This is a genomic window from Streptomonospora nanhaiensis, from assembly GCF_013410565.1.
In the GTDB taxonomy this organism is placed as follows: domain Bacteria; phylum Actinomycetota; class Actinomycetes; order Streptosporangiales; family Streptosporangiaceae; genus Streptomonospora; species Streptomonospora nanhaiensis.
Genome location: NZ_JACCFO010000001.1, coordinates 5,207,080 through 5,228,391, shown reverse-complemented (window position 1 = coordinate 5,228,391; position 21,312 = coordinate 5,207,080). Strand labels below are relative to the sequence as shown.

General features: G+C 76.0%; 17 protein-coding genes. 5 read left to right on the top strand and 12 right to left on the bottom strand.

What is annotated here, in order from left to right:
* Positions 1-2 precede the first annotated feature (2 nt).
* Positions 3-659, bottom strand: coding sequence for a response regulator (locus HNR12_RS23255; protein ID WP_179769557.1), 657 nt, complete (start codon positions 657-659; stop codon positions 3-5).
* Positions 656-2,137 (bottom strand): histidine kinase, encoded by a 1,482-nt coding sequence (locus tag HNR12_RS23250; RefSeq protein WP_218902026.1) that lies wholly within the window; start codon positions 2,135-2,137, stop codon positions 656-658. The genes HNR12_RS23255 and HNR12_RS23250 overlap by 4 nt, the downstream gene beginning before the upstream one ends.
* A 208-nt stretch (positions 2,138-2,345) precedes the next feature.
* On the opposite strand from HNR12_RS23250, the gene HNR12_RS23245 reads away from it, so the two are divergent.
* Positions 2,346-3,902, top strand: coding sequence for a serine hydrolase domain-containing protein (locus HNR12_RS23245; protein ID WP_179769556.1), 1,557 nt, complete (start codon positions 2,346-2,348; stop codon positions 3,900-3,902).
* A gap of 65 nt (positions 3,903-3,967) precedes the next feature.
* Here the strand turns inward: HNR12_RS23245 and HNR12_RS23240 are convergent, their stop codons facing one another.
* Positions 3,968-5,683 (bottom strand): right-handed parallel beta-helix repeat-containing protein, encoded by a 1,716-nt coding sequence (locus HNR12_RS23240; RefSeq protein ID WP_179769555.1) that lies wholly within the window; start codon positions 5,681-5,683, stop codon positions 3,968-3,970.
* A 51-nt stretch (positions 5,684-5,734) separates the two neighbouring features.
* Here HNR12_RS23240 and HNR12_RS23235 point away from each other — a divergent pair, with 51 nt between their 5' ends.
* Positions 5,735-6,574 (top strand): TetR/AcrR family transcriptional regulator, encoded by an 840-nt coding sequence (locus tag HNR12_RS23235; protein ID WP_179769554.1) that lies wholly within the window; start codon positions 5,735-5,737, stop codon positions 6,572-6,574.
* An 85-nt stretch (positions 6,575-6,659) separates the two neighbouring features.
* Here HNR12_RS23235 and HNR12_RS23230 read toward each other — a convergent pair whose 3' ends face one another.
* From HNR12_RS23230 to HNR12_RS23210, 5 genes are all read right to left on the bottom strand, one after another.
* Positions 6,660-8,219 (bottom strand): AMP-binding protein, encoded by a 1,560-nt coding sequence (locus HNR12_RS23230; RefSeq protein ID WP_179769553.1) that lies wholly within the window; start codon positions 8,217-8,219, stop codon positions 6,660-6,662.
* Between the two features lie 92 nt (positions 8,220-8,311).
* Positions 8,312-9,154: a class I SAM-dependent methyltransferase gene (locus tag HNR12_RS23225; protein WP_179769552.1), complete on the bottom strand. Its 843-nt coding sequence runs from the start codon at positions 9,152-9,154 to the stop codon at positions 8,312-8,314.
* On the bottom strand, positions 9,151-10,449 hold the full coding sequence (locus tag HNR12_RS23220) for an aspartate aminotransferase family protein (protein WP_179769551.1): 1,299 nt from the start codon (positions 10,447-10,449) through the stop codon (positions 9,151-9,153). The genes HNR12_RS23225 and HNR12_RS23220 overlap by 4 nt, the downstream gene beginning before the upstream one ends.
* A 10-nt stretch (positions 10,450-10,459) precedes the next feature.
* The gene (locus tag HNR12_RS23215; protein ID WP_179769550.1) at positions 10,460-11,593 is read right to left on the bottom strand and encodes an NAD(P)/FAD-dependent oxidoreductase; all 1,134 of its coding nucleotides are present in this window, start codon (positions 11,591-11,593) and stop codon (positions 10,460-10,462) included.
* Positions 11,581-12,903, bottom strand: coding sequence for a threonine synthase (locus HNR12_RS23210; RefSeq protein WP_179769549.1), 1,323 nt, complete (start codon positions 12,901-12,903; stop codon positions 11,581-11,583). The genes HNR12_RS23215 and HNR12_RS23210 overlap by 13 nt, the downstream gene beginning before the upstream one ends.
* Positions 12,904-13,063: 160 nt before the next feature.
* On the opposite strand from HNR12_RS23210, the gene HNR12_RS23205 reads away from it, so the two are divergent.
* Together HNR12_RS23205 and HNR12_RS23200 are read left to right on the top strand one after the other, a co-directional pair.
* Positions 13,064-14,425: a phenylacetate--CoA ligase family protein gene (locus HNR12_RS23205; RefSeq protein WP_179769548.1), complete on the top strand. Its 1,362-nt coding sequence runs from the start codon at positions 13,064-13,066 to the stop codon at positions 14,423-14,425.
* Complete coding sequence (locus tag HNR12_RS23200) at positions 14,422-15,939, top strand: class I adenylate-forming enzyme family protein (RefSeq protein ID WP_179769547.1); 1,518 nt, start codon at positions 14,422-14,424, stop codon at positions 15,937-15,939. Before HNR12_RS23205 ends, HNR12_RS23200 begins: the two co-directional genes overlap by 4 nt.
* Positions 15,940-16,063: 124 nt before the next feature.
* On the opposite strand, the gene HNR12_RS23195 is transcribed toward HNR12_RS23200, so the two are convergent.
* Complete coding sequence (locus HNR12_RS23195; protein WP_179769546.1) at positions 16,064-16,648, bottom strand: helix-turn-helix domain-containing protein; 585 nt, start codon at positions 16,646-16,648, stop codon at positions 16,064-16,066.
* 237 nt (positions 16,649-16,885) lie between these two features.
* Complete coding sequence (locus tag HNR12_RS23190; protein ID WP_179769545.1) at positions 16,886-17,326, bottom strand: hypothetical protein; 441 nt, start codon at positions 17,324-17,326, stop codon at positions 16,886-16,888.
* 255 nt (positions 17,327-17,581) lie between these two features.
* Between HNR12_RS23190 and aac(3) the strand changes: the two genes are divergently transcribed.
* The gene (gene aac(3) / locus HNR12_RS23185) at positions 17,582-18,433 is read left to right on the top strand and encodes an aminoglycoside 3-N-acetyltransferase (RefSeq protein WP_179769544.1); all 852 of its coding nucleotides are present in this window, start codon (positions 17,582-17,584) and stop codon (positions 18,431-18,433) included.
* 142 nt (positions 18,434-18,575) lie between these two features.
* On the opposite strand, the gene HNR12_RS23180 is transcribed toward aac(3), so the two are convergent.
* Both HNR12_RS23180 and HNR12_RS23175 read right to left on the bottom strand, forming a co-directional pair.
* On the bottom strand, positions 18,576-18,782 hold the full coding sequence (locus HNR12_RS23180) for a YbdD/YjiX family protein (RefSeq protein ID WP_179769543.1): 207 nt from the start codon (positions 18,780-18,782) through the stop codon (positions 18,576-18,578).
* Positions 18,783-18,821: 39 nt separating this feature from the next.
* A complete protein-coding gene (locus tag HNR12_RS23175; RefSeq protein WP_179769542.1) occupies positions 18,822-21,026 on the bottom strand; it encodes a carbon starvation CstA family protein in 2,205 nt (734 codons plus the stop codon).
* Between the last annotated feature and the right edge of the window lie 286 nt (positions 21,027-21,312).

Sequence of the window (21,312 nt, the reverse complement as noted above, 5' to 3'; positions counted from 1 at the left end):
CCTCAGCCCCGGCCGCTGATCCCCGCCTCGTGGGCGAGGACCGCCGCCTGCACCCGGTTGCGCAGGTCTAGCCGGGCCAGGATCGCGCTGACGTGGGCCTTGACCGTGTCCTCGGCCAGGTGCAGCTCCCGCGCGATCTCGGCGTTGGAGCGGCCCGCCCCCACCAGGGCCAACACGTCCTTCTCGCGACGGCTGAGCGCGGCCACCCGCTCGCGTGCCGCGTGCGCCGGGGACGCCGGGCGGTCGCGCAGCTGGGTGATCACCCGCCGGGCGACCTTGGGCGAGAGGAACGCGCCGCCGTCGGCCACCGCGCGCACCCCGGCCATCAGCTCCTGGGGCTCGGCGGTCTTGAGCAGGAACGCGCTGGCTCCCCCGTCCAGCGCGCGGGTGATGTAGGCGTCCTGCCCGAAGGTGGTCAGGATCGCCACGGCCGTGCGCGGCGAGGCCCGCAGGATCTCGGGCACCGCCGTCAGGCCGTCGGTGTCGGGCATCTGGATGTCGACCAGCGCGACGTCGGGCCGGTGGCGGCGGGCGAGGTCGACGGCCTGGCGGCCGGTCCCCGCCTCGGCGACGACCTCGATGCCGGGGTCGGCCGAGAGGATCGTGCCGATCCCGGCCCGGATCAGGGCCTCGTCGTCGGCGAGCAGGACCCGGATCACCGGGCTCCCCCTTCCGTTCGGGTGCCCACCGGCACGGTCTCCTTCACGGCGAGCCGGCCGTCCGCGAAGCACAGCCGGTAGGCGGTGGTGGCCGCGCCCGGCCACGTCAGCTCCGAGCGGTAGAACCGGCACCGCGCGTCGCCGGCGGGCGCGCCGCCGCGTTCTGCGGGCGGGTCCAGCATCGACATGGGCGGCAGCACCGCCTCCACCCGCGCCTGCTCCTGGCCCACGCGCAGCCGGTCGAACTCCGCGGGCGCCAGAACGGCGTTGGCCGACACGTAGCCGTAGTAGCCCAGCCACACCGCCGCCAGCGCGGCGAGCAGCGCCGCCGGGGCCAGCACGGCCGCACGCAGCGCGCGCCGCTGCGCCGCCGCGAAGCGCGAGGCCAGCTCGGCCGCGCCGGCACCGCCCGCGCGGCCCGGGGCCGCGCCCGCCGGGACGCGGGCCCAGACCTCGAACCCGCCGTCGGCCCGCGGACCGGCCTCGACCGCGCCGCCCAGAGGGCGCAGCCGCTCGGCCAGCCCGGCCAGGCCGCGCCCGCCCGAGACCCCCGCGCCGATCGGCCCGCCCCGGGGCGCGGGGCCGTTGCCTACCCGCACCGCCCAGCCGACGCCCGCCTCGCGCTCGACGCGCACGGTCACCGCCGCGCCCGGCGCGTGCTTGGCGGCGTTGGTCAGCGCCTCCTGCACGGCGCGGGCCAGTGCCCGGCGCACCGGTTCGGGCGCGTCCGCCAGCCGGTCGCCGCCGCGCAGCCCGATGTCCATGCCGGCGCCGCGCGCGCGGTCGACCAGCTCACCGACCCCCTGCCCCAGCGGCTCACCCGCCAGCGGGTCGCCGGTCTCCCGCAGGATGCCGATGATCTCCTGCAGCCGCTCCACCGCCGCCGCCGCGCCGGCCCGCAGCTCCCCCGCGGCGTCGCGCAGCTCGGCCTCGCCGTAGTCGGGCCCCACCTGCATGGCCCCGGCGCGCACCACGATCAGGCTCAGCTCGTGGCCCAGGGAGTCGTGCATCTCCTCGGCGATGCGGGCCCGCTCGCGCAGCCGCTCGCGCTCGGCCACGAGGTCGTGCTCGCGCTCCAGCAGCTCGGCGCGCCGCCAGCCGAAGGACGCCGCCTCGGCGCGGCGCCGCAGGTAGCGGCCCAGCAGCCAGGGCAGCACGGCGAAGACCACCGCCGAGGCGGCCGCGACGAACCCGTGGGTCACGGTGGCCCCGCCCAGCACCGCGACCGCGGGGTACCCGGCGGTGAGGAGCGCGAGCGCGCCCGCCATCAAGGTGTCGCGGCCGCTCACCCGGCCCAGCAGCAGCGCGGCCGCGCCCAGGGCGGGCGCCGGCAGCGGCACCTCCTGCCCCGCGGGCAGGGCGGCCAGGACCGCGCAGACGGCGAACACCACCCACAGCGCGGCCTCGCGCGGGGCCGCCCCCTTCGCGGCGCGCGCGGCCGCCGGGGAGCCGTCCGCGAGGTCGGTGATCACGTTCACGGCGTCCACCGTATTGGAAGCGCGGCCGCGTGTCCTCGCCCTTCAGTGGGGGGCCGCCGGGCCGGGAGTGCCACGAACGTGGGGGGCGGGCCCGCGCGGCCGGCCACGAACGGGCGCCCCCGCCGCCCACCGGCGGGCGATGCCCGCGCGGCCCGCCGCTGCCTAGCGTGGCCCGGCAGGACGACCGACGACTCCCTGGGAGGAACGAATGCGGGCCAGCAGACCCCGGCACGGGCGGGGCACCACCGAAGGACGCCGCCGCCGCACGCTGCCCGGCGCGGCCGCGGCGGGCGCGCTGACCGCGCTCGCCCTGCTGGGGGCGTTCGCCGGACCCGGTGCCCCCGCGCTCGCCGACGAGGCGGGGGCGGGCGCGGCGGAGCTGGACCGCTTCGCCGAGCGCTACGTGGAGCGCACCGGCCTGCCGGGCGCCGCCGTCGCGGTCACCCGGGGCCAGGAGGTGGTGCTGACCGCCGGCTACGGCCACGACTCCGACGGCGCCCCGCTGAGGGCGGACACGCCGATGCGCATCGCCTCGCTCAGCAAGTCGTTCACCGCGCTGGCGGTGATGCAGCTGGTGGAGGCGGGCCGGGTGGATCTGGACCGGCCGGTGCGGACCTACCTTCCGGAGTTCCGCCTCGCCGACCCGCGCGGGGCCGACATCACCGTCCGCCAACTGCTCGACCAGAGCTCGGGCATGTCCGACCGGACGTTCCCCGAGGCCACCCGCAGCCAGCCGGACTCCCTGCGCGAGGCCGTGGCGCGGCTGCGCACCGCCGGGCTGGCCGCCGACCCGGGTACGGACTGGAACTACCACAACCCCAACTACCACGTCGCCGCGCGCCTGGTGGAGGTGGTGTCCGGGCGGCCGTTCGACGCCTACCTGGAGCAGGAGGTGTTCGCCCCGGCCGGCATGGACGACACCACCGCGGCCGAGACGACGGGCGCGCCCGTCCCCGGCCTGGCCGACGGCCACATCCGCGCCTACGGGGCCGCCGTCGCCGTTCCCGAGCCCGACCAGTTCGCCGCCGGGTCGGGCGGGATCGTCTCCACCGCCGAGGACATGGCGCGGTGGCTGCTGGTGCAGGCCAACGGGGGGCGCTCGGACACCGGCGAGCGGCTGCTGTCGGCCGAGGGCGTCGCCGAGACCCACACCGCCTCGGCCAACGAGGGCCGCTCGGCGCTGGGCTGGATGCGGCGGGTGCCCGAGGCGGGCGACCGCGCGCGGCTGCCGCAGGTCTGGCACGGCGGCATGCTGTCCACCTACTCCTCCTACCAGTTCCTGGTGCCGGAGACGGGGTACGGCGTGGCGGTGCTGTTCAACAGCGGGATGGCCCTGACCGAGGAGGACACCTCCGGCCTGGCCGAGGGCCTGCTCGCGCTCGCCGAGGGGCGCACGCCGCCGGAGGGCGGCTCCACGCTGTGGCGGACCGACGCCGTGTTCGGCGTGCTCACCGCGCTGACGGCCGCCCTGGGGGTGCGGGGGGTGCTGCGCGCCGGGGCGTGGGCGGCCCGCCGCGTGCGGCGGCCGCGGTGGCGGGCCGCGGCGCGGCTGCTGCCCTACCTGGTGCCGCCGGGCCTGCTGGCCGTCTTCCAGCCGCTCGCCGACACCGTGATGGGCGGGCGCGACGCCTCCTGGCTGACGCGCTTCTACGCCGTGCCCGCCGAACTGCTCTTCCTCGGCACGGCCGCGCTCGCGTGCGCGGCGGTCGTGGCGGTCCGCGTCGCCGCGCTGGTCCGCTCGGGCAGGGGTGCGCGGAGCCGGTGAGGCGGCGCGCGGCCCCCGCCCTCCCGCCCCGGTGCCCGGGCGGGAGGGCGGGGGCCGGCGTGCGGCTAGGCGGCGGGCCGCCGTTCGCGCAGCAGCCCGGCGTTCGCGGAGATCCGCTCCGCCGCGGCGGCGGCCGACGGGTCGCCGCCGGCCAGGAGGAGGTTGCCGGCGAAGTCGACCCCGTCGGGCACGGCGTCGGCGCCCACCGGCTCGGCGTCCCAGACGTTGCCCCGGTATGCCACGTGGTCCAGCGGCGGGGCGACGGTCAGGACCGCGGTGTTGTCGGAGCGGGTCACCACGTTCTCCTCGCACCGGACCCACGCCGCGCCGTAATCGGTGTAGAGGCCGAAGTTGTAGGGCGTGCGGGTGTCGGCGACGACGTTGCCGGAGACCACGGCGCCGGTCTGCCAGGAGTCGCCCTGGGGGCCGGCGACGTAGATGCCCCCGCCGTCGGCCAGCGCGCCCATGGAGTTGGTGACCCGGTTGCCAATGATGCGGGTGCCCCGCCCGGTGTAGGCGCAGATGCCGCAGTGCGGCACGTCGTCCACGTGGTTGCGGGTGACGGTGCAGTCGGTGGTGTCGCCGATGCTGATTCCCGGCGCGCCGGGGTAGTCCAGGCCGGTGCGGTGGACCAGGTTGTCCTCCAGCAGCGCACCGCGCGTGCCCGCGAGCGTGACGCCGGCCGCGGAGATGGTGTCGAAGTCGCAGCCGCGCACGGTGAGGTCCGCGCCGCCGGTCGCCGCCAGCGCGGTGGCGCCCAGGCGGGTGAATCGGCAGCCGTCGAACCGCACACCGGTGGCGCCGTCCAGGACCACGCAGGCGGGGATGGCCTTGGTCCGCGCGGGGACGGTCACCCAGGACCCGCCCTCGGTGATCGGCACCTTCTCGATCGCGCCCTCGCCGTCGTAGTAGCCGGTGCCGTGGTAGTGCAGGAAGGCGCCGGCGCGCGGCCAGGTGGCGTCGGCGAGGACCAGGCCCTCGAAGGCGAGGTCGCGGGCGCCCTCGACGCGCAGCAGGACCGGCAGCGCCGGGGCGACCGCGCGGGTGGTGGCGGGGTCCTCGCCGGGCCGGGGCAGGTAGTGCAGGACGTGGCGGCCCGGGCGGGAGCGGTCCAGGGCGAAGGTGCCCGGTTCGGTGAGGAAGGCGGGGTCGTTCTCGACCCGGGTGGGCAACTCCAGGCCGGAGCCGGTGTACCCGTCATACGCGTAGTTGTAGACGTCGCCCGCCTGCGCGAACGCGGGCTGGGCCATGGTGATCACCGTGGTGTCGCCCTCGCGGTCCACGGCGGCGACCGGGCAGCGGGCCTCGGTCCAGGGGTAGACGCCGCGGTAGACGAACTCCACCGACGCCGGGCCGCGCCAGGCCAGGGGCGCGGTGCTCGGGGTGGCGTATCCCGTCTCGGTGCGGACGGTGCCCTCGGGCAGGGCGTCGACGGCGGCGCGCTCGGCGCGGCGGCCGTCGACGTACAGTTCGCGGAAGTCCAGGGCGCCGACCTCGGCGGTCCAGACGCCGCCGCTCTCCCGCCACCCGGTGACCGGGCGGCCGCCGCTGATGACGGCGGGCCCGTCGCCGTGGGCGCGGAAGGCGGTGCCGGAGTCCTCCTCGGTCAGCACCAGGGGCTCGGTGAGCACGTGGGTGCCCGCTCTCAGCCGCACGGTCGCGCCGCCCGGGGCCGTGCGGGCCGCGTGCAGGGCCCGCTCCAGGGTGGCGAAGGGGGTGTCGGGGCCGCCCTCGGCGGAGTCGTCGCCGTCGGGGGACACGTGGAACCGATACCTGGTCATGCCGCACCACACTTTCATGTTTATGGCGTACACATGATATATAGCATAAACATGAGCGACCGAGCGAACGACCCCGACGAGGGCGTCGAACTCCTGTGGCGGCAGCGGCGGGGGCAGGGGCACGGACTGGACGTGGAGCGGATCGTGGCCGCGGCGATCGAGGTGGCCGACGCCGAGGGGCTGCCGGGGCTGTCGATGCGCAAGGTCGCCGAGCGGCTGGGCTTCACCACGATGTCGCTCTACCGCCACGTCCCCGGGCGCGAGCGCCTGGTGGACCTCATGCGCGACGCCGTCCTGGCCCGGCTGCCCGCGCCGCCCGGCCAGGGCTCCTGGCGGGAGCGGCTGGAGGCCCACGCCCGCCTCGACTGGGAACTGCGCCGCCGCCACCTGTGGCTGGCGGAGGCCCGGGGCACCCGCCGCCTGCCGGGCCCCGGCGCGGTGGCGCACTACGAGGGCGTCCTGGCGATCCTCGCCGAGACGGGACTGGCCCCCTCCGAGGTCGTCGCGGCGGCCGACCTCCTCGGCGGCTTCATCGACGCCGAGGCGCTCACCCTGGTGGAGGCGGCGCGCGCCGAGGACGACAGCGGCCTCACCCACGAGGAGTGGTGGAGCGGGCGGGACTCCCTCTACGACCGGCTCGGCGCCTACCCCACGATCACCGCGCTGTGGGAGGCCGGCGGCTGGGACCACCCGGAGGACCGCTTCGCCTTCGGCCTGGCCCGCATCCTCGACGGCATCGAACTCCTCATCACCCGCAATCGTGACGAAACGCGTGACGATTCGTGCCGCATGTGCGGCCGCCCGCTGGACCAGCCCGCCTCGGGGCGCCGCCGCACCTACTGCTCGCGCGCCTGCCGGCAGCGCGCCTACCGCCGGGGCCGGTCGGGGTGACGGCCGGGCGCCGGCCCGGGCCCGCCCTGCCCGTCGGCGCCCCCGCCCCGCTCCCCCGCCTGGTGCGTGCCCGGTGCGCGCCCGGTCAGTTCCCCTCCGCCGCGGGCACGGCCTCGGCGGCGTCCGCGGGGACCCCCTCGGCGTGCCAGCGGCGCAGCAGGTCCAGATTCACGTCGTGGGAGCGGGTGTAGGGGATCCGCGCCACGAACAGCACCGAGGACGGCGCGTACGCGGCGCCCCGGCGCTCCCGTACGGCGGCCTGGAGTTCCGCAGCGCTCACCGGGACCCCCGGGTCCCGCACCACCGCGCTGTGCAGGGTCTCCCCCTCGGGGCCGGGGACCCCGAAGGACGCGGAGTCCAGCACGCCCGGCCGCTCCTGGAGGACGGCGTCGACCTCCACGGCGAAGACCGCCGCGCCGGCGACGGAGATCGCGTTCCTGGCCCGGCCCAGCAGGACCAGCAGGCCCTCCTCGGTGCGGTAGCCGATGTCCTGGGTGTCCAGCCAGCCCTCGCGCAGCACCCGCGCGGTGTCCTCCGGGCGGTTCAGGTACCCGGCCATCAACAGGGGCGTGCGCACCCACACCCGCCCGCGTTCGCCCGGACCCAGCACCCGCCCCTGGAGGTCGCGGATCTCGACGTCCACCCCGGGGAGCGGACGCCCGCAGCTGCGCCGGGCCTCCGCGCCGGTCCCGGTGTAGTGCTCGGGCTCCAGCCAGGCGATGTTGCCCGCCTCGGTCTGGCCGTAGGAGCTGTACACGACGGGGCCCAGGCGCGCCACCGCGCGGTTGAGCAGCGCCGGCGTCATCATTCCGCCCCCCGTGATCACGCAGCGCAGCGACGACAGGTCGGCTGCCGCGGCGGCGGGGTCGTCCAGCAGCCGGCGCAGCTGGTGGGTGGGCAGGAAGACGTGGCTGGCCCGGTGCGCCTGGACCGCCCCGGCCACCCGCGGCGGTTCGAAGTCGGGCAGCAGTACGCACCGGCCTCCGATCGCCAGGCACCCGTTGATCAGCGTGCGCCCCACCCCGCTCAGCTGCTCGGCCAGGACCACGCGCGCCCCGGGGCCGTGGGAGGCCACCATCCGCGCGTACCAGATGGTCCGCGGGTCGGGAATCGGCGCGAACACCCGCACCACCGGCTTGGAGCGGCCCGTGGTGCCCCCGGTGAGGCCGATGCGGATGGGAGCCCCGGCGCGCGCCCGCGGCGGGAACGGCTCGGGCGAGTGGCGCTCCAACTCGGCGAGCAGGTCCTCGCCGTGGGCCGCGGCCCCCAGCGTGAGCAGCCGCACCCCGGGCATCGCCGCCACGGCGCGCAGCACCGGGGCGGCGACGGCCTCGGGATCGGCCACCACGAAGGCGGCACCGTACTCCTCGAAGAGGCGGACGTACTCCGGCGCCGGCAGACCCATGGGCACCTCCCCCTGCGCACCGCCCACGTGCTCCACCGCGTGGGAGCACAGGTACAGCCCGGTGCTCAGCGGCCCCGCCAGGGCGACGACCCGGTCGGGGCCGCAGCCGCGGGCGCGCAGGGCGCGCGCGAACCGGTACACGGTGTCCACCGCCGCTCCGGCGGTCAGCCACCCGTTCCGGGCGTCGTGGAGCACCGGGCGGTCCCGGTCCGACGCCAGTATCTCCAGCAGTGTGCTCATGGCGGTTCCGTCCTCACGTGAGGGGGCGATGAAGGGAACACGGGGCGTGCCCGCCGGCGGCCGCGCGGGTCGGGCCGCCGGCGGGCGCGCCGTCACATGCGGCGCGGGGAACCGGGCGCCGGGGGGCGCACGGCCGTGGCGAAGCGGGCGCCCGCGACGGCGGGCAGCCCCTCGTCGGGCACCAGGGGAGCCAGCATCGCGAACGCCTCGCGCCGCATCTCCTCCAGCAGCGGCGGCGGAAGCCGCTCGTAGAACGCGCGGACGTTGACCGTCCAGGTCCACTCCCACCAGGCGTCGACGCTGGGGAAGACGAACTCCCGGACCTCCTCGGCGGCCTCGACCCGCGTGAAGCCGGCGTCGGCGAGCAGCGCCGCGGGGTCCAGGTCGAAGTCGGGCATGAGGACCGGTGCGGAGCCGTCGAGCAGCCGGCGCGCGTAGGAGTGGTAGAGCCGTTCGACGTCCCAGAGTCCGGCGGGCCGGAGCGGACCGTCCGGGACGGAGACGGCGCAGCGCCCGCCCGGCCGCAGCGCGCGCAGGAACCCGGCCGCCGCGGCGGCGGGGTCGGGCAGGATGAACAGCGTGAACGCGCAGGTCACCACGTCGTAGGAGGCGTCGGGCACGGTGAGCGCCTGCGCGTCCATGCGCCGGGCCGTGGCGTTGCGCACGCCGCGCTCGGCGATGTCGGCCGCCAGGCACTCCACCATCCGCTCGGCGAGGTCGACACCGTCGACGCGCCCCTGGGGGCCCACGCGCCCGGCCGCCGGGAAGAGGCAGGCGCCCCGGCCCGCGCCGACGTCGAGCACGCGTTCGCCCGGCCGGGGGTCGGCCAGCTCCACCAGGCGCGCGCCGAACGTCGTGAAGTGGGCGATGTGGGGGTCCCAGCCGTCGGCGCTCCTGCTGTAGGACGCCTCGTACCCCGCGCGGGGCGGGGTCACCGCGCGCCCTCGGCGCAGACCTCGGCCAGCGACTCCGCCAGGACGTCGGCGATGGTGTCGATGTCGGACCGGGTGTGCGCGGTGCTGAGGAACCAGGGTTCGTCGGGGATGGGGTGGAAGTACACACCTCGTCCCTGGCAGGCGATCTGCAGGCGGCGGTGCCCGTCGGGGTCGACGGCGCCCGTGGCGGGGCTGGTCAGGGCCACCGACATCACCGAGCCCACGCGCCGCACCTGGAGGGTGCGCTGGGCCGCCGCGGCGGCCTCGTGCACCCGCGCCTCGGCGTAGGCGCCCAGGGCCTCCAGTTCGGTGTAGAGCCCCGGCAGGGAGCGGACCTTGGCCAGGGACGCGGCGACGGCGGCCATGGCCGCGTGGTTGCCCGCGTAGACGCCGGCGTGGAACGCCTCCAATTGGGCCAGGGGCTTCATGGCCTGGCGGGGGCCGCCGAACGCCGCCACGGGGAACCCGCCGCCCATGACCTTGGACAGCACGGTGAGGTCGGGCACCACGCCGTAGAGCTCCTGCGCGCCGCCGCGCGACACCCGGAACCCGGTGATCACCTCGTCGAAGACCAGCAGGGCGCCCGAGGAGCGGGTGCGTTCGCGCAGCAGCTCCAGGAATCCGGGGGCGGGCGCCACCACGCCCGCGTTGGCCAGGACGGGCTCGCACAGCACCGCGGCGAGTTCGCCGCCGTGCTCCTCGAACACCGCCTCCACCGCCGCGGCGTCGTTCCAGCCGACCTGGAGGGTGTGCGCCATGGCCTCGGGGATCATGCCCGGCGCCAGGGGCCGGGGCCGGTAGCCGTCGCACTCGCGGGTCCGCAGCAGGGTCTCGCTCCAGCCGTGGTAGTGGCCGCCGAAGGTCAGGACCAGGGTGCGGCCGGTGAGGGCGCGCGCCAGCCGCACCGCCGACATCAGCGCCTCGGTGCCGGAGTTGGCGAAGCGCAGCTGCTCCACTCCGGGTACGAGTTCGGCGACGAGTTCGGCCGCCTCGTGGTCGAGGCGGTGCGGGAGCCCGGTCAGGTGGCCGCACCGGAACCGCGCGGCGACGTGCTCGGTGACGTCGCGGTCGGCGTAGCCGAAGATGTGGGGGCCGTAGCCCATGTTCGCGTCGATCAACTCGTTGCCCTCGACGTCGCGGATGCGCGCGCCGGCGGCCGAGTCCACCACGAGCGGCGCCGCCACGCCCCGGGCCCGCATGTTGCTGCTGACCCCTCCCGCGACGACGTCGCGCAGCCCGTCGTAGGCGGTCTTGTTCGACTGTGGTGCCTGCACGTCGCTGATGGTGCCGGTCATCCTCGTCCTCTCACGTGTGCGCCGGTACGATGCCGGCTCCCTGGTCGGGTACTGCGGAACCGCCGAAGCGGTCGGGGGTGTAGGGGGCGAGCAGGCGGGAGCGGTGCCCGGAGGCGATCTCCTCGGCCGCCAGCCGCCCCAGAAGGGGGCCCAGTGTGGCGCCGCTGTGGGTGACGGCCTCGTAGTAGCCCGGCACGCCGCTGAGGAAGCCGACGCTGGGGTAGCCGTCGGCGGGAAAGGCGCGCACCCCCACCCGGGTGGCGGCGGGCCGGGCGCCCGCGAGTTCGGGCAGGACCGCGGCGGCGCGGTCGACGAGTTCGGCGGCCAGCTCGGCCACCAGGGCGGCGGAGGGCGCGGCGCCGAGGCGGGCGTCGACCGCGTCGGAGCGCAGCAGCGCCGCGTTCGGCCCGGCCGGGCGGATGCTGACGTCCGGGGCGAGCAGCATGGCGTCCAGCTCCCGCGCCAGGGGGACCTCGGCCAGCAGCCCGGCGCTGGGGGCCAGGACGAGGGGGCCGCCGACCAGCCGGGCGACCTGGTCGGCCTGGGCGCCGGCGGCGTTGACCACGGTGTCGGCCTCGACCGCGCCGCCGTCGGCCAGGACGAGGGCGCGCACGGCTCCGTCGCCGCCGGTGCGCACGCCCGCGGCCCGCCCGCCGAACCGGATGTCGGCGCCGAAGCGCCGCGCCCGCGCCAGCATCCAGTCCGCCATGGCGGGGAGGTCCACCCACCCCTCGGCCGGGAGGTAGGCCGCCCGCGCGGCGGGCACGGCGCGGCCCGGCCCGGTGGGGACCGGGAGCTGGTCGCAGGGCCGGTGGCAGGCGCGGTAGCCCCGGTGCCGCGCCGTGGCGACGGTCTCGGCCAGGGCGGGGTCGTCCTGGCTCCAGACCAGGCTGGGGCAGGGGCGGAAGCCGGGCACGCCGGTCTCGCGCAGCCGGTCCAGGGTGCGCAGGCCCGCGTGCCGCAGCTCGAAGTAGGCCCGGGGCGCCCGGCCGAACGCGGTGGCACGGGCGAAGGAGGCGCCGCTGGCGCCCGCCCCCGGCACCGGCGCGCGCTCCACGACCGTGACGCGCAGGCCCCGGCGGGCGAGGTTCCAGGCGGTGGCGGCGCCGACGATGCCCGCGCCCACGACGGCTACAGCACGCACGTGTCCCGCCCCTCCTGCCCGCCCGCCGGGGCGGCGCCTGCGGGCGGCGCGCCCGGCCCGCCCCACTCCACCGGGCCGCTGGGGAACTCGGCGTCCACGACGTGGCAGCGGGTGGGCACCGGCCAGCCGATCCGCTCGCCGCCGGTGAGGTTCACCAGGACGGAGGCGTCCTCGGGCAGGGCGCCCTCGCGCCGCATGCGCACCGCTCCGGCCAGGGCGGTGGCGCTGGCGTGGCACACGGCCACGCCCTCGGTGTCCTCCAGCAGGGCGCGGGCGCGGCGGATCTCGTCGTCGTCGACGGCCATGATCCGGCCCCCGGTGCTGTGGCACAGGTAGCGGATGTAGGGGTAGGTCTGGCCGGGGTTGCCGCGCAGGATCGCCTCGGCGAGGCCCCGGGGGTCGTGCACGACGTGCCGGGGGGCGATCTCCTCGGCGCCCTCGCCGTAGGCGTGGGCCATCGGCGCGCAACTGGACTGCTGCACGGCCACGAAGCGGGGCAGCCGGGAGAGCCGCCCGAGGCGCTGGTACTCCAGGGCGCCCTTGTAGGCGCCCAGCAGGCCCATGCCGCTGCTGACGGCCTGGAACACGTAGTCGGGCGGGTCGGCCATCCAGTCGAACGCCTCAAGGTAGGCGAGTTTCAGCCCTTCGCGCCGTGCGAGGTTGAAGAAGCCGCCCTCGGAGAGGGCGCCGGTGCGCTCGGCGAAGCGGCGGGCGGCCTGGCCGGCGGCGACGAAGTCGCCCTCGACGAGGTAGGTGGTGACGGCGCTGTGGTCGGGGTAGTTGAGGCGGTGGCGGAACCGCACCCCGCAGAAGAGCGCCATTTCGAAACCGGTGACGGACTGCACGCCGCGCGCGTAGGCGGTGGAACTGTTTCCGGTCGATGCCATGACGAATCTCTTGACACCGAGTTCGGCGAACCGGGATAGCCCGACAGAGGCGATTCGGTCCTTTGTGCTGCGCGTGGGATTGGCGCTTTCGTCTTTCAGGACGAGGCCGGGAATTCCGGTGCGGTGTCCGAATCCCTCGGCCCGGAAGCACGGGGTGTCGCCGTCGCCCAGCCAGATGACGTTGCCCCGGTCCCGCACCGGAAGGAGGTCGAAGTAGCGCTGGATCGGATTGTCCCCGCTGCTCAGGGACACGTTCTCCAGCGGGTGAATGGCGTCGATCGCGCCGCCGCAGTCGCCGCAGCGGTTGGCCAGCAGACGACCGGGAGCGCGCCCGCAGACCACGCAGGCCAGCGCGAATTGAGCCCCTTCCGAGGCCGTGACGGATCCGCCGATGAGTTGCTCATAACAGAGATTGAAGCCCATAGGGGGTTTTCCTTTCCCGGCGGCACCGGCGGGGGGATGAACTTGGCTCCATTGTTTTGTTTTCCCCTCAACACCCGGGGGTAACCGTAGTACAAAGCATTTTCATTAAATTACCCTCACGCGCACCCCGGAACTTCCCAAAAAGAAGGATTGAATACCCATGGTGCACATTCCCCCACGAATCGGAGAATGGTCCGATTTCGACGGCCTGCGGGCGATATGGCAGGAGCGGCTGCCCGCCGTGGTGCGCGCGGCCGCGCACAGCGACTTCTACCGCAGCCGGTTCGGCCCGGACGTCTCCCCCGTGGACCTGGGCCGCCTCTCCGGCCTGCCCCTCACCACCAAGGCCGACCTGCGCGCGAACCACCCCTTCGGCATGGTCGCGGTGCCGCGCCGACGGCTGGCCTCCTACCACGAGTCCAGCGGCACCTCCCCGGGCCAGGCCACCGCCTCCTTCCACACCGAGGCCGACTGGGCCGAGATGCTCGACCGCTTCAGCCGGGGCCGCTACAACCTGAGCGACTCCGACACCGTGCTCGTGCGCGTGCCCTACGCGATGGTGACCATCGGCCACCAGGTCCACGCCGCGGCGCGGGCGGCGGGCGCGCTCACCGTGCCCGCCGACGCGCGCTCGACCGCCATGACCTACCCCCGCGTCCTGCGCCTGCTGCGCGACCTGGAGGTCACCGTCGCCGCCGCCCTGCCCACCGAGCCGCTCCTGTGGGCCGCCTGCGCCCGGCTGCTGGACTCCTCGCCCCGCGACCACGCCCCCCGGCTGCGGACGCTGATCGCCACCGGCGAGCCGCTCAGCCGGGCGCGCCGCGACCGGATCGCGCGGATCTGGGGCTGCGACGTCACCGTCAGCTACGGCAACTCCGAGTGCGGCTCCAACCTGGCCGGCGAGTGCCCCGAGGGCACCCTGCACCTGTGGGCCGACCGCTACCTGCCCGAGGTCCTGGACCCCGCCACCGGCACCGCCTCGCCCGAGGGCAGCGGGCGGCTCGTGCTGACCACCCTGTTCCGCGAGGCGATGCCGCTGGTGCGCTACGACACCGGCGACGCCGTCGAACTGTCCTACGAGCCCTGCCCGTGCGGCTGGGCGCTGCCGCGGGTGCGGGTGCTGGGGCGCTGGGAGCAGGGCGTCGTGCTCAACGGGCGCCGGGTGTTCTCCTCGCAGGTGGAGGAGGCGGTGTACCGCCTGCCCCCCGAACTGGACGTGCTGTTCTGGCGGGCGGTCGAGGACCGCGGCACGCTCCGGGTGCGGGTGGAGGCGGCGGGGTCGGCGGCGCCCGACGTCGCGCCCGCCCTGCGCGGGGAACTGGCGCGGCACCTGGGGGTCGCGGCCGAGGTCGAGGCGGTCGCCCCCGGCACGCTGGTCCCCCTGGAGGAGCTGACCCGCGAGTCGCACATCGCCAAGCCCCGTTACCTCTCCTCCGCCGACGACGGCAGCCCCGGCCTGTCCTACCCCGCGAGCGCGGCCGCCCCCCGACCGCACGCCTCCTCCGAAGGAGCCCGCCGTTGACCCCCTTCATCGCCGAACTGGAGCGCGACCGCGACCGCGTGGTCCTGCACGACCGCCGCGGCGGCCTCACCGCCGGCCAGGCCCTCGACACGATCCGCCGGCTCGCCCGCGCCCTCGCCGGCCTGGGCCACGGGCCCGGGCGGATCGCCGCCCTGATCGGCTCGATGACCAGCCGCCTCCACCTCCTCGCCCACGCGGTGGAACTGACGGGCGGCGGCCAGGTCGAAATCCCCGACACCCTCCCCTTCGCCGACCAGGCCGGGCTCATCGCCGAGTGCGGAGCCTGCCTCGCCATCGCCGACCCCGGGGGCGTGCGCCGCACCCGCCTGCCCGACCTCGCGGCGCTGCCGGGCGTCCGCCTGCTCACCCTCGGGCCCGGCCCCGGGACCGACCTCCTGGGCACCGCCGCCGCGCTCTCGGCCGCGCCCTTCCCGCCCCGGGCGCGGCCGGGCGATCCCAACCGGATCACGCTGACCGGGGGGACCACCGGCCGCGCCAAGCCCGTGCTGCGCCGCTTCCGCGCCGGCCCGCCGCGCACCGCCCCCGGGGTGCGGGAACTACTCGCGGGCGGCGCCCCGCCGCGGCTGCTCAAGACCGGCCGGCTCACGGGGCTCGGGCGCGCCCTCGGCGACGCCGCCGTGGCGGCCGGGGGCCGGCTCATCACCCTGCCCGGATTCGACCCCCCCGAGGTCGCCGCCGTCCTCGCCGAGCAGAAGGCCACCCATCTGGTCCTGTCGCCCTACGAGCTGCGCCTGCTGCTGGACCACCTGGACGGGTCGGCGGCGCGGCGCTTCCCGCACCTGCGCTCCGTGCTCAGCGCCACCGCCGCCACCTCGCCGGCGCTGCTCAGCCGGGCCGTGGACCGGTTCGGGCCGATCGTGCGCGCCGGGTACGGCCAGACCGAGGCCGGATCGGTGGCGCGCCTGGAGCCCGAGGACTACGCCGACGGCTCCTTCGAGGTCCGCCGGAGCGCGGGCCGGCCCCTGCCCGGTGTGCGCGTGGAGGTGCGCGACCCGCGCGGCCGCCCCCGCGAGCCGGGCGAGCGGGGCGAGATCTGGGTGCACAGCCCCAGGCTGACCACCGAGTACTGGAGGCGCCCCGAGGCCACCGCCCACGCGCTGCGGGACGGCTGGCTGCGCACGGGCGACGTCGGCTTCCTCGACGCGGACGGCCTCCTCACCCTCCTGGGCCGGGCGAGCGACGCCATGGAGATCGCGGGCGAGGTCGTGTTCGCCGCCGAGGTGGACTCCTGGCTCCAGGAGCATCCGGCGGTGCTGGAGTCGGCGACCTTCGACGTCCCGGACTCCACCGGCGGGGCGACCCTGCACACCGCCGTGGTCACCGCGCCCGGAGCCGCCGCGGAGGCCGGCGCGCCGGAGCTGCGCGCGTGGCTGAGCCGCCGGCTCGACCCCCGCCGGGTGCCGTCGTCGGTGCTGTTCGTGCCGCACATCCCGCTGACCTACGCCAACGAGCCCTGCCGGGACACGCTGCGCAAGTGGCACGCGGCGGGGTGACCGGGGTCCGGCGCGCCTTCCGCACCGGCGCCGGACCGCGCCCGGCACCCCCTGGGTGCCGGGCGCTCCCGTGTCCGCGCGCGCCCGGCTCCGCCGGCCTTGAGGGCGGGCGCGGCGCCGCGGGTCAGGCGGGCCGGTGGCGCGCCCGCACGCGGAACCGCTCGCCCTGGGGGCCGACGACGCTCAGCAGCTCCACCGGGCGGGGGCCGGCGTTGTCGAACCAGTGCGGCAGGCGGGTGTCGAACTCGGCGGCCTCGCCGGCGGCCAGGACGAGGTGCCGGTCGCCCAGGCCCAGGCGCAGCCGCCCGCTGAGGACGCAGAGCCAGTGGTGGCCCTCGTGCGACCGGGGCCCGGGTGCGCGGTCGCTCGGCCCCGCCGGGAGCACCCGTTTGAACGCCTGCAGGCCGCCGGGTCCGCGCGTCAGCGGGACGACGGCCATGCCGTTGTGGGTGAAGGGCCGGGGGTACAGCCGCGGGTCCGCGGCGGCGGGGGCCCCGACAAGGTCGTCCAGCGGCATCCGGTAGGCGCGGGCGAGCGGGAGCAGGAGGTCCAGGCCCGGCCTGCGCCGCCCGGACTCCAGGCGGGACAGGGTGCTGACGGAGATGCCGGTGGCCTTCGACAGCGCGGCCAGGGTCGCCCCGCTGCGCCGCCGCAGGGCGCGCAGCCGGGGGCCGACCGCGCCGAGCACGGCCTCGAACTCGTCGTCCATACCCCCACCCTGCACCCGGTTTCGCGGTTCCCGCAAAGGAGGTCGGCACGGGCCGCCGCGCACAGCGGGTTGGGGGCGTCCGCACACCGGCCACCACCGAGGCGGGGTTCACGGACGCGGCTTTCGGGGACCGGACACGAGCCCCGCACCCGTGCCCGAGGGCGCCCGGCACACGCGGGACGAGTCCTGCGGGCCCGGCGGGAGCGGTGGCCGCGCGCCCCGTGGGCGCCGCCGGGCTCAGCGCGGGTCCGGCGCGGTGGCGCGGGCGTAGGACAGGACGGTCGCCGCCATCAGTCCCAGCAGGACCAGGCCCAGAACGCCGTGGTACCACCGCCAGCCCACACCGAACCCGACGAACCCGTCGGCGATCATGATGCCGGCGCCGCCGCCGACGGTGAGCAGCATGCCGGTGAGCCCCGCCAGCATCAGGGCGCGCGGGACGCGGCGCCCCACGGCGGTCACGGTGGCCAGGACCAGCAGGGCGGCCAGCACCCCCGTCGGCACCGCCAGCCACTGCACCGTGGCGACGTCCATCATCTCGCGGGCGTAGGCCTCGTGCTCGGCGGCCGACACCGGCGGACCGCCGGGGAACCCGAGCCTGCCCTGCGCGGCGTAGACCCCCTTGCCGGCGGCGTAGGCCAGAAACGCCGCCGCCAGCGCCCACGCCGGCCAGCGCACCTGGCGCCTGGGCGCTCTCCCGGCGCCCTCGGGTGGCGTGCCGCCACGCGGCCCCCGCCCCACACGCGCGGGAGCGCTGCCCCCGGATCGGCTGTTCACGGCACCCAGTCTGGCCGCGCCGTGCGGCCCGCGCCTCCCCGGCGCGGAGGACTCCCCTCCCCCGCACGGGGGAGGCGGGGGCGGCCCGCCGCTCGGGTGCCGGCGCGGCGGGAACTCGCTTGCCGCGCGGCCCCGGTTCCGGGATAGTTCACCGCCATGGACGAGACGGGTCTGCTCAGGCGTTCGAACGGTCCGGTGACCCGGGGGCGGCTCGGCCGCGACCTGGGCGCGCTGGGGCTCGGCGACGGCGACGTCGTCATGTTCCACACCCGCATGTCCGCCATCGGCTACGTGGCCGGCGGGGCGCAGACCGTCATCGACGCCCTGCTCGACACCGTGGGACCGGCCGGGACCCTGATGGTGACCTGCGGCTGGAACGACGCGCCGCCCTACGACCTGGGCACCTGGCCGCGGGAGTGGCAGGACGCGGTGCGCCGCGAGCACCCCGCCTACGACCCCGCCCTCAGCGAGGCGGACCACGGCTACGGCCGGCTCCCCGAGGCCCTGCGCCGCCGCCCCGGCGCCGTGCGCAGCCGCCATCCCGACGCCGGTTTCGCGGCGCTGGGCGCGGCGGCCGCCGACCTGATGGCCGACCACCCCTGGGACGACCCCCACGGCCCCGGCAGCCCTCTCGCGCGGCTGGTCGACCGCGGCGGCCGGGTCCTGCTGCTGGGCGCGCCTCTGGACACCCTCACCCTGCTGCACCACGCCGAGGCGCTCGCCGACGCCCCCGGCAAGCGGTTCGTCGACTACGAGCAGCCGATCCTCGTGGCCGGCCGGCGCGTGTGGCGCCGCTTCCGCGACATCGACTCCGAGTCCGGGGCCTTCGACTACTCCGCCGTGGTGCCCGAGGGGCAGGACCCGTTCGACGCCATCGTGCGGGACATGCTCGCCGCGGGCATCGGCCGGCGCGGCCGCGTCGGCGCCGCCGACAGCCACCTGTTCGAGGCCCGGGAGGTCGTCGACTTCGGCCGGGCCTGGATCGAGGAGCGGCTGGGCGGAGCCTAGCCGCGCGCCCGCCGCGCGCGGCATGTCGGCGGGCCTTTGCCGGAGGGCGGCCGGGCCGGCTGAGGCGCGCGGCCCGGGCGGCCTGCGTGCGGGCCGGGAGGCGGCCTCCAAGCCGTGGCTCCGGGGCCGCCCGCGACCGCGCTCAGCAGCAGCGGGAACCGGGGTCGGTGTCGCCCTTGTCGGTGTGGCGGCGCCAGAACTCGCGCTCGCCCATGGGCGCCCGCCCCGGGTGCTCCCGCCGGTGGTGCTCCAGGTAGATCTCATAGGCGCGCTCGCCGGCGATGCCGCGGGCGATCTGCCACGCCTCGCCGAGGCCCCGGCGCAGCCGGGGGAGCAGGTCGGACGCCATCGGGTTCGCCTCCTTCGCGTCGTCGGGTCCTCGCCGCGCCTAGTGCGCGCCGTCGGCGCCGGCGCCGGTCTTCTCGCGCTTGGCGATCTCGCGCTCCTCCCGCGTGGGGATGAGGCCGGAGGGCGCCCACAGGCGGGACTGCTCGTGGGGGTGCTCGGAGGTGGGCAGGGTGCCCTGCGGCGCGCGCAGCGCCTTGATCCACACGCGCATCGCGTCCACCAGGACGATGATGATGAGCACCGCGAACAGCACCGACAGCACGCCGTCGACCGTGGTGTTGACCACGACCTGGCGCATCGCGTCGACCCCCTCGGTGGCGCCGAGGCTGGTCTCGCCGTTGGCCAGCGCCTCGGCGTACATCTGCCGCTGGGCGAAGAAGCCGATGGCGGGGTCGTCGGAGAACACCTTCTGGTAGCTGGCGGTCAGGGTCACCACCGCGTCCCAGGCCAGCGGCACGAGCGTCACCCAGGCGTACTTGGCGCGGCCCGACTTGATGAGCAGCGTGGTGCACACCGCCAGCGCCACCGCGGCCAGCAGCTGGTTGGCGATCCCGAACAGCGGGAAGAGCTGGTTGATCCCGCCCAGCGGGTCGTTCACGCCGGCCCACAGGAAGTAGCCCCACGCCGCCACGATCAGCGCGCTGCACAGCCACAGGCCGGGCTTCCAGCTCACGTCGCGCATCGGCTTGTAGACGTTGCCCAGGGTGTCCTGGAGCATGAACCGGCCCACGCGGGTGCCGGCGTCCACCGTGGTCAGGATGAACAGCGCCTCGAACATGACGGCGAAGTGGTACCAGAACGCCATCATCGCCGGGCCGCCGAAGACCGAGGAGAAGATCTGCGCGGCGCCGAGCGCGAAGGTGGGCGCGCCGCCCGTGCGGGCCAGGATCGACTCCTCCTCGATCAGCTCCGCGGTGGACTGGAGGGTCTGGGCGTCGACGGTGAAGCCGAGCTGGCTGACCGCGGCGGCGGCGCTCTGCACGGTGTCGCCCAGCGCGGTGGCCGGCATGTTCATCGCGAAGTACACGCCGGGGTCGATGATGCAGGCGGCCACCAGCGCCATGATCGCCACGAACGACTCGGTGAGCATCGAGCCGTAGCCGATCATCCGGACCTGGCTCTCCTTCTCGATCAGCTTGGGCGTGGTGCCCGAGGCGATGAGGGAGTGGAAGCCGGAGAGCGCGCCGCAGGCGATGGTGATGAACACGAACGGGAACAGCGAGCCGGCGAACACCGGGCCCTGGCCGTTGAAGGCGAAGTCGGTGAACGCGGGCAGCTGGAGGGTCGGCATCGCGATCAGGATGGAGACCGCCAGCATCACCACCACGCCGACCTTCATGAAGGTGGACAGGTAGTCGCGGGGGGCGAGCAGCAGCCACACCGGCAGGACCGAGGCGACGAACCCGTAGACGATCAGGCCGAAGGTGAGCTGGTTGGCGGAGAAGTGGAACACCTCGCCCAGCACCGGGTGCGCGGCGACCCAGCCGCCGCCCGCGATGGCGGCCAGCAGCAGCACCACGCCGATCCCGGAGGTCTCCATGACCCGGCCCGGCCGCAGGTAGCGCAGGTAGACCCCCATGAACAGGGCGATCGGGATGGTCATGATCAGCGAGAAGGAGCCCCACGGGGAGTCGGCCAGGGCGTTGACCACGACCATCGCCAGCACGGCGAGGAGGATGACCATGATCGCCAGCACGGCGATGAGCGCGGCGACACCGCCCACCGGGCCGATCTCCTCGCGCGCCATCTGGCCGATCGAGCGGCCGTTGCGGCGCATCGAGAAGAAGAGCACCACCATGTCCTGCACCGCGCCGGCGAAGATCACGCCGAGGATGATCCAGATGGTGCCCGGCAGGAAGCCCATCTGCGCGGCCAGGACCGGGCCGACCAGCGGGCCCGCGCCGGCGATCGCGGCGAAGTGGTGGCCGTAGAGCACCCGGCGGTCGGTGGGGTGGAAGTCGGCCCCGTTGTTGATCCGCTCCGCGGGGGTGGCCCGGGTGTCGTCGGTCATCAGCACCTTGTACTGGATGAACCGTGCGTAGAACCGGTAGCCGATGGCGTAGGAGGCGAGCGCGGCGAAGATGATCCAGATCGCCGAGACCTCCTCGCCGCGGGAGATCGCGAGCATGGTCCAGGCGGCCGCACCGACGACGGCGACGGCGGCCCATACGGCGATGCCCGCCGGCGTCCATGTGGGTTTCGGCGGGCGCGCGTTCGCCTGCAGGTCGGCCGGTGCAGCGGACATCGGGCCGTTCTCCCTTCTCGTGCTCCTCACGGCAAGGCAGGGGCCCCGGGACGCGCCCGTGTGACCCCTGCCTCATCGTGGCACCCGCCTCTGGGCGGGACCACGGTTGGAGAGCTGCGATTTCATCACGGCTTTACAACCCCGCAAACCTGCCCTTAATCGGCGGTGGGTACACGCGCCGCTCACGGGAGGACAGCCGGACGCGCCCGCAGCTTCAGGACGGGGCCGACCGCACCGCCCCGCGCCGCCCCCGCCGGAACGGCGGTCCGCGCCCGCCACGCGCGGG

Coding starts and splice junctions, on each gene's coding strand:
- HNR12_RS23205 (WP_179769548.1), top strand. CDS start 13,064: ATGGTGCACATTCCCCCACGAATCGGAGAATGGTCCGATTTCGACGGC.
- HNR12_RS23210 (WP_179769549.1), bottom strand. CDS start 12,903: ATGGGCTTCAATCTCTGTTATGAGCAACTCATCGGCGGATCCGTCACG.
- HNR12_RS23220 (WP_179769551.1), bottom strand. CDS start 10,449: ATGACCGGCACCATCAGCGACGTGCAGGCACCACAGTCGAACAAGACC.
- HNR12_RS23235 (WP_179769554.1), top strand. CDS start 5,735: ATGAGCGACCGAGCGAACGACCCCGACGAGGGCGTCGAACTCCTGTGG.
- HNR12_RS23245 (WP_179769556.1), top strand. CDS start 2,346: ATGCGGGCCAGCAGACCCCGGCACGGGCGGGGCACCACCGAAGGACGC.
- HNR12_RS23175 (WP_179769542.1), bottom strand. CDS start 21,026: ATGTCCGCTGCACCGGCCGACCTGCAGGCGAACGCGCGCCCGCCGAAA.
- HNR12_RS23195 (WP_179769546.1), bottom strand. CDS start 16,648: ATGGACGACGAGTTCGAGGCCGTGCTCGGCGCGGTCGGCCCCCGGCTG.
- HNR12_RS23230 (WP_179769553.1), bottom strand. CDS start 8,219: ATGAGCACACTGCTGGAGATACTGGCGTCGGACCGGGACCGCCCGGTG.
- HNR12_RS23180 (WP_179769543.1), bottom strand. CDS start 18,782: ATGGCGTCCGACCTGCTCCCCCGGCTGCGCCGGGGCCTCGGCGAGGCG.
- HNR12_RS23240 (WP_179769555.1), bottom strand. CDS start 5,683: ATGACCAGGTATCGGTTCCACGTGTCCCCCGACGGCGACGACTCCGCC.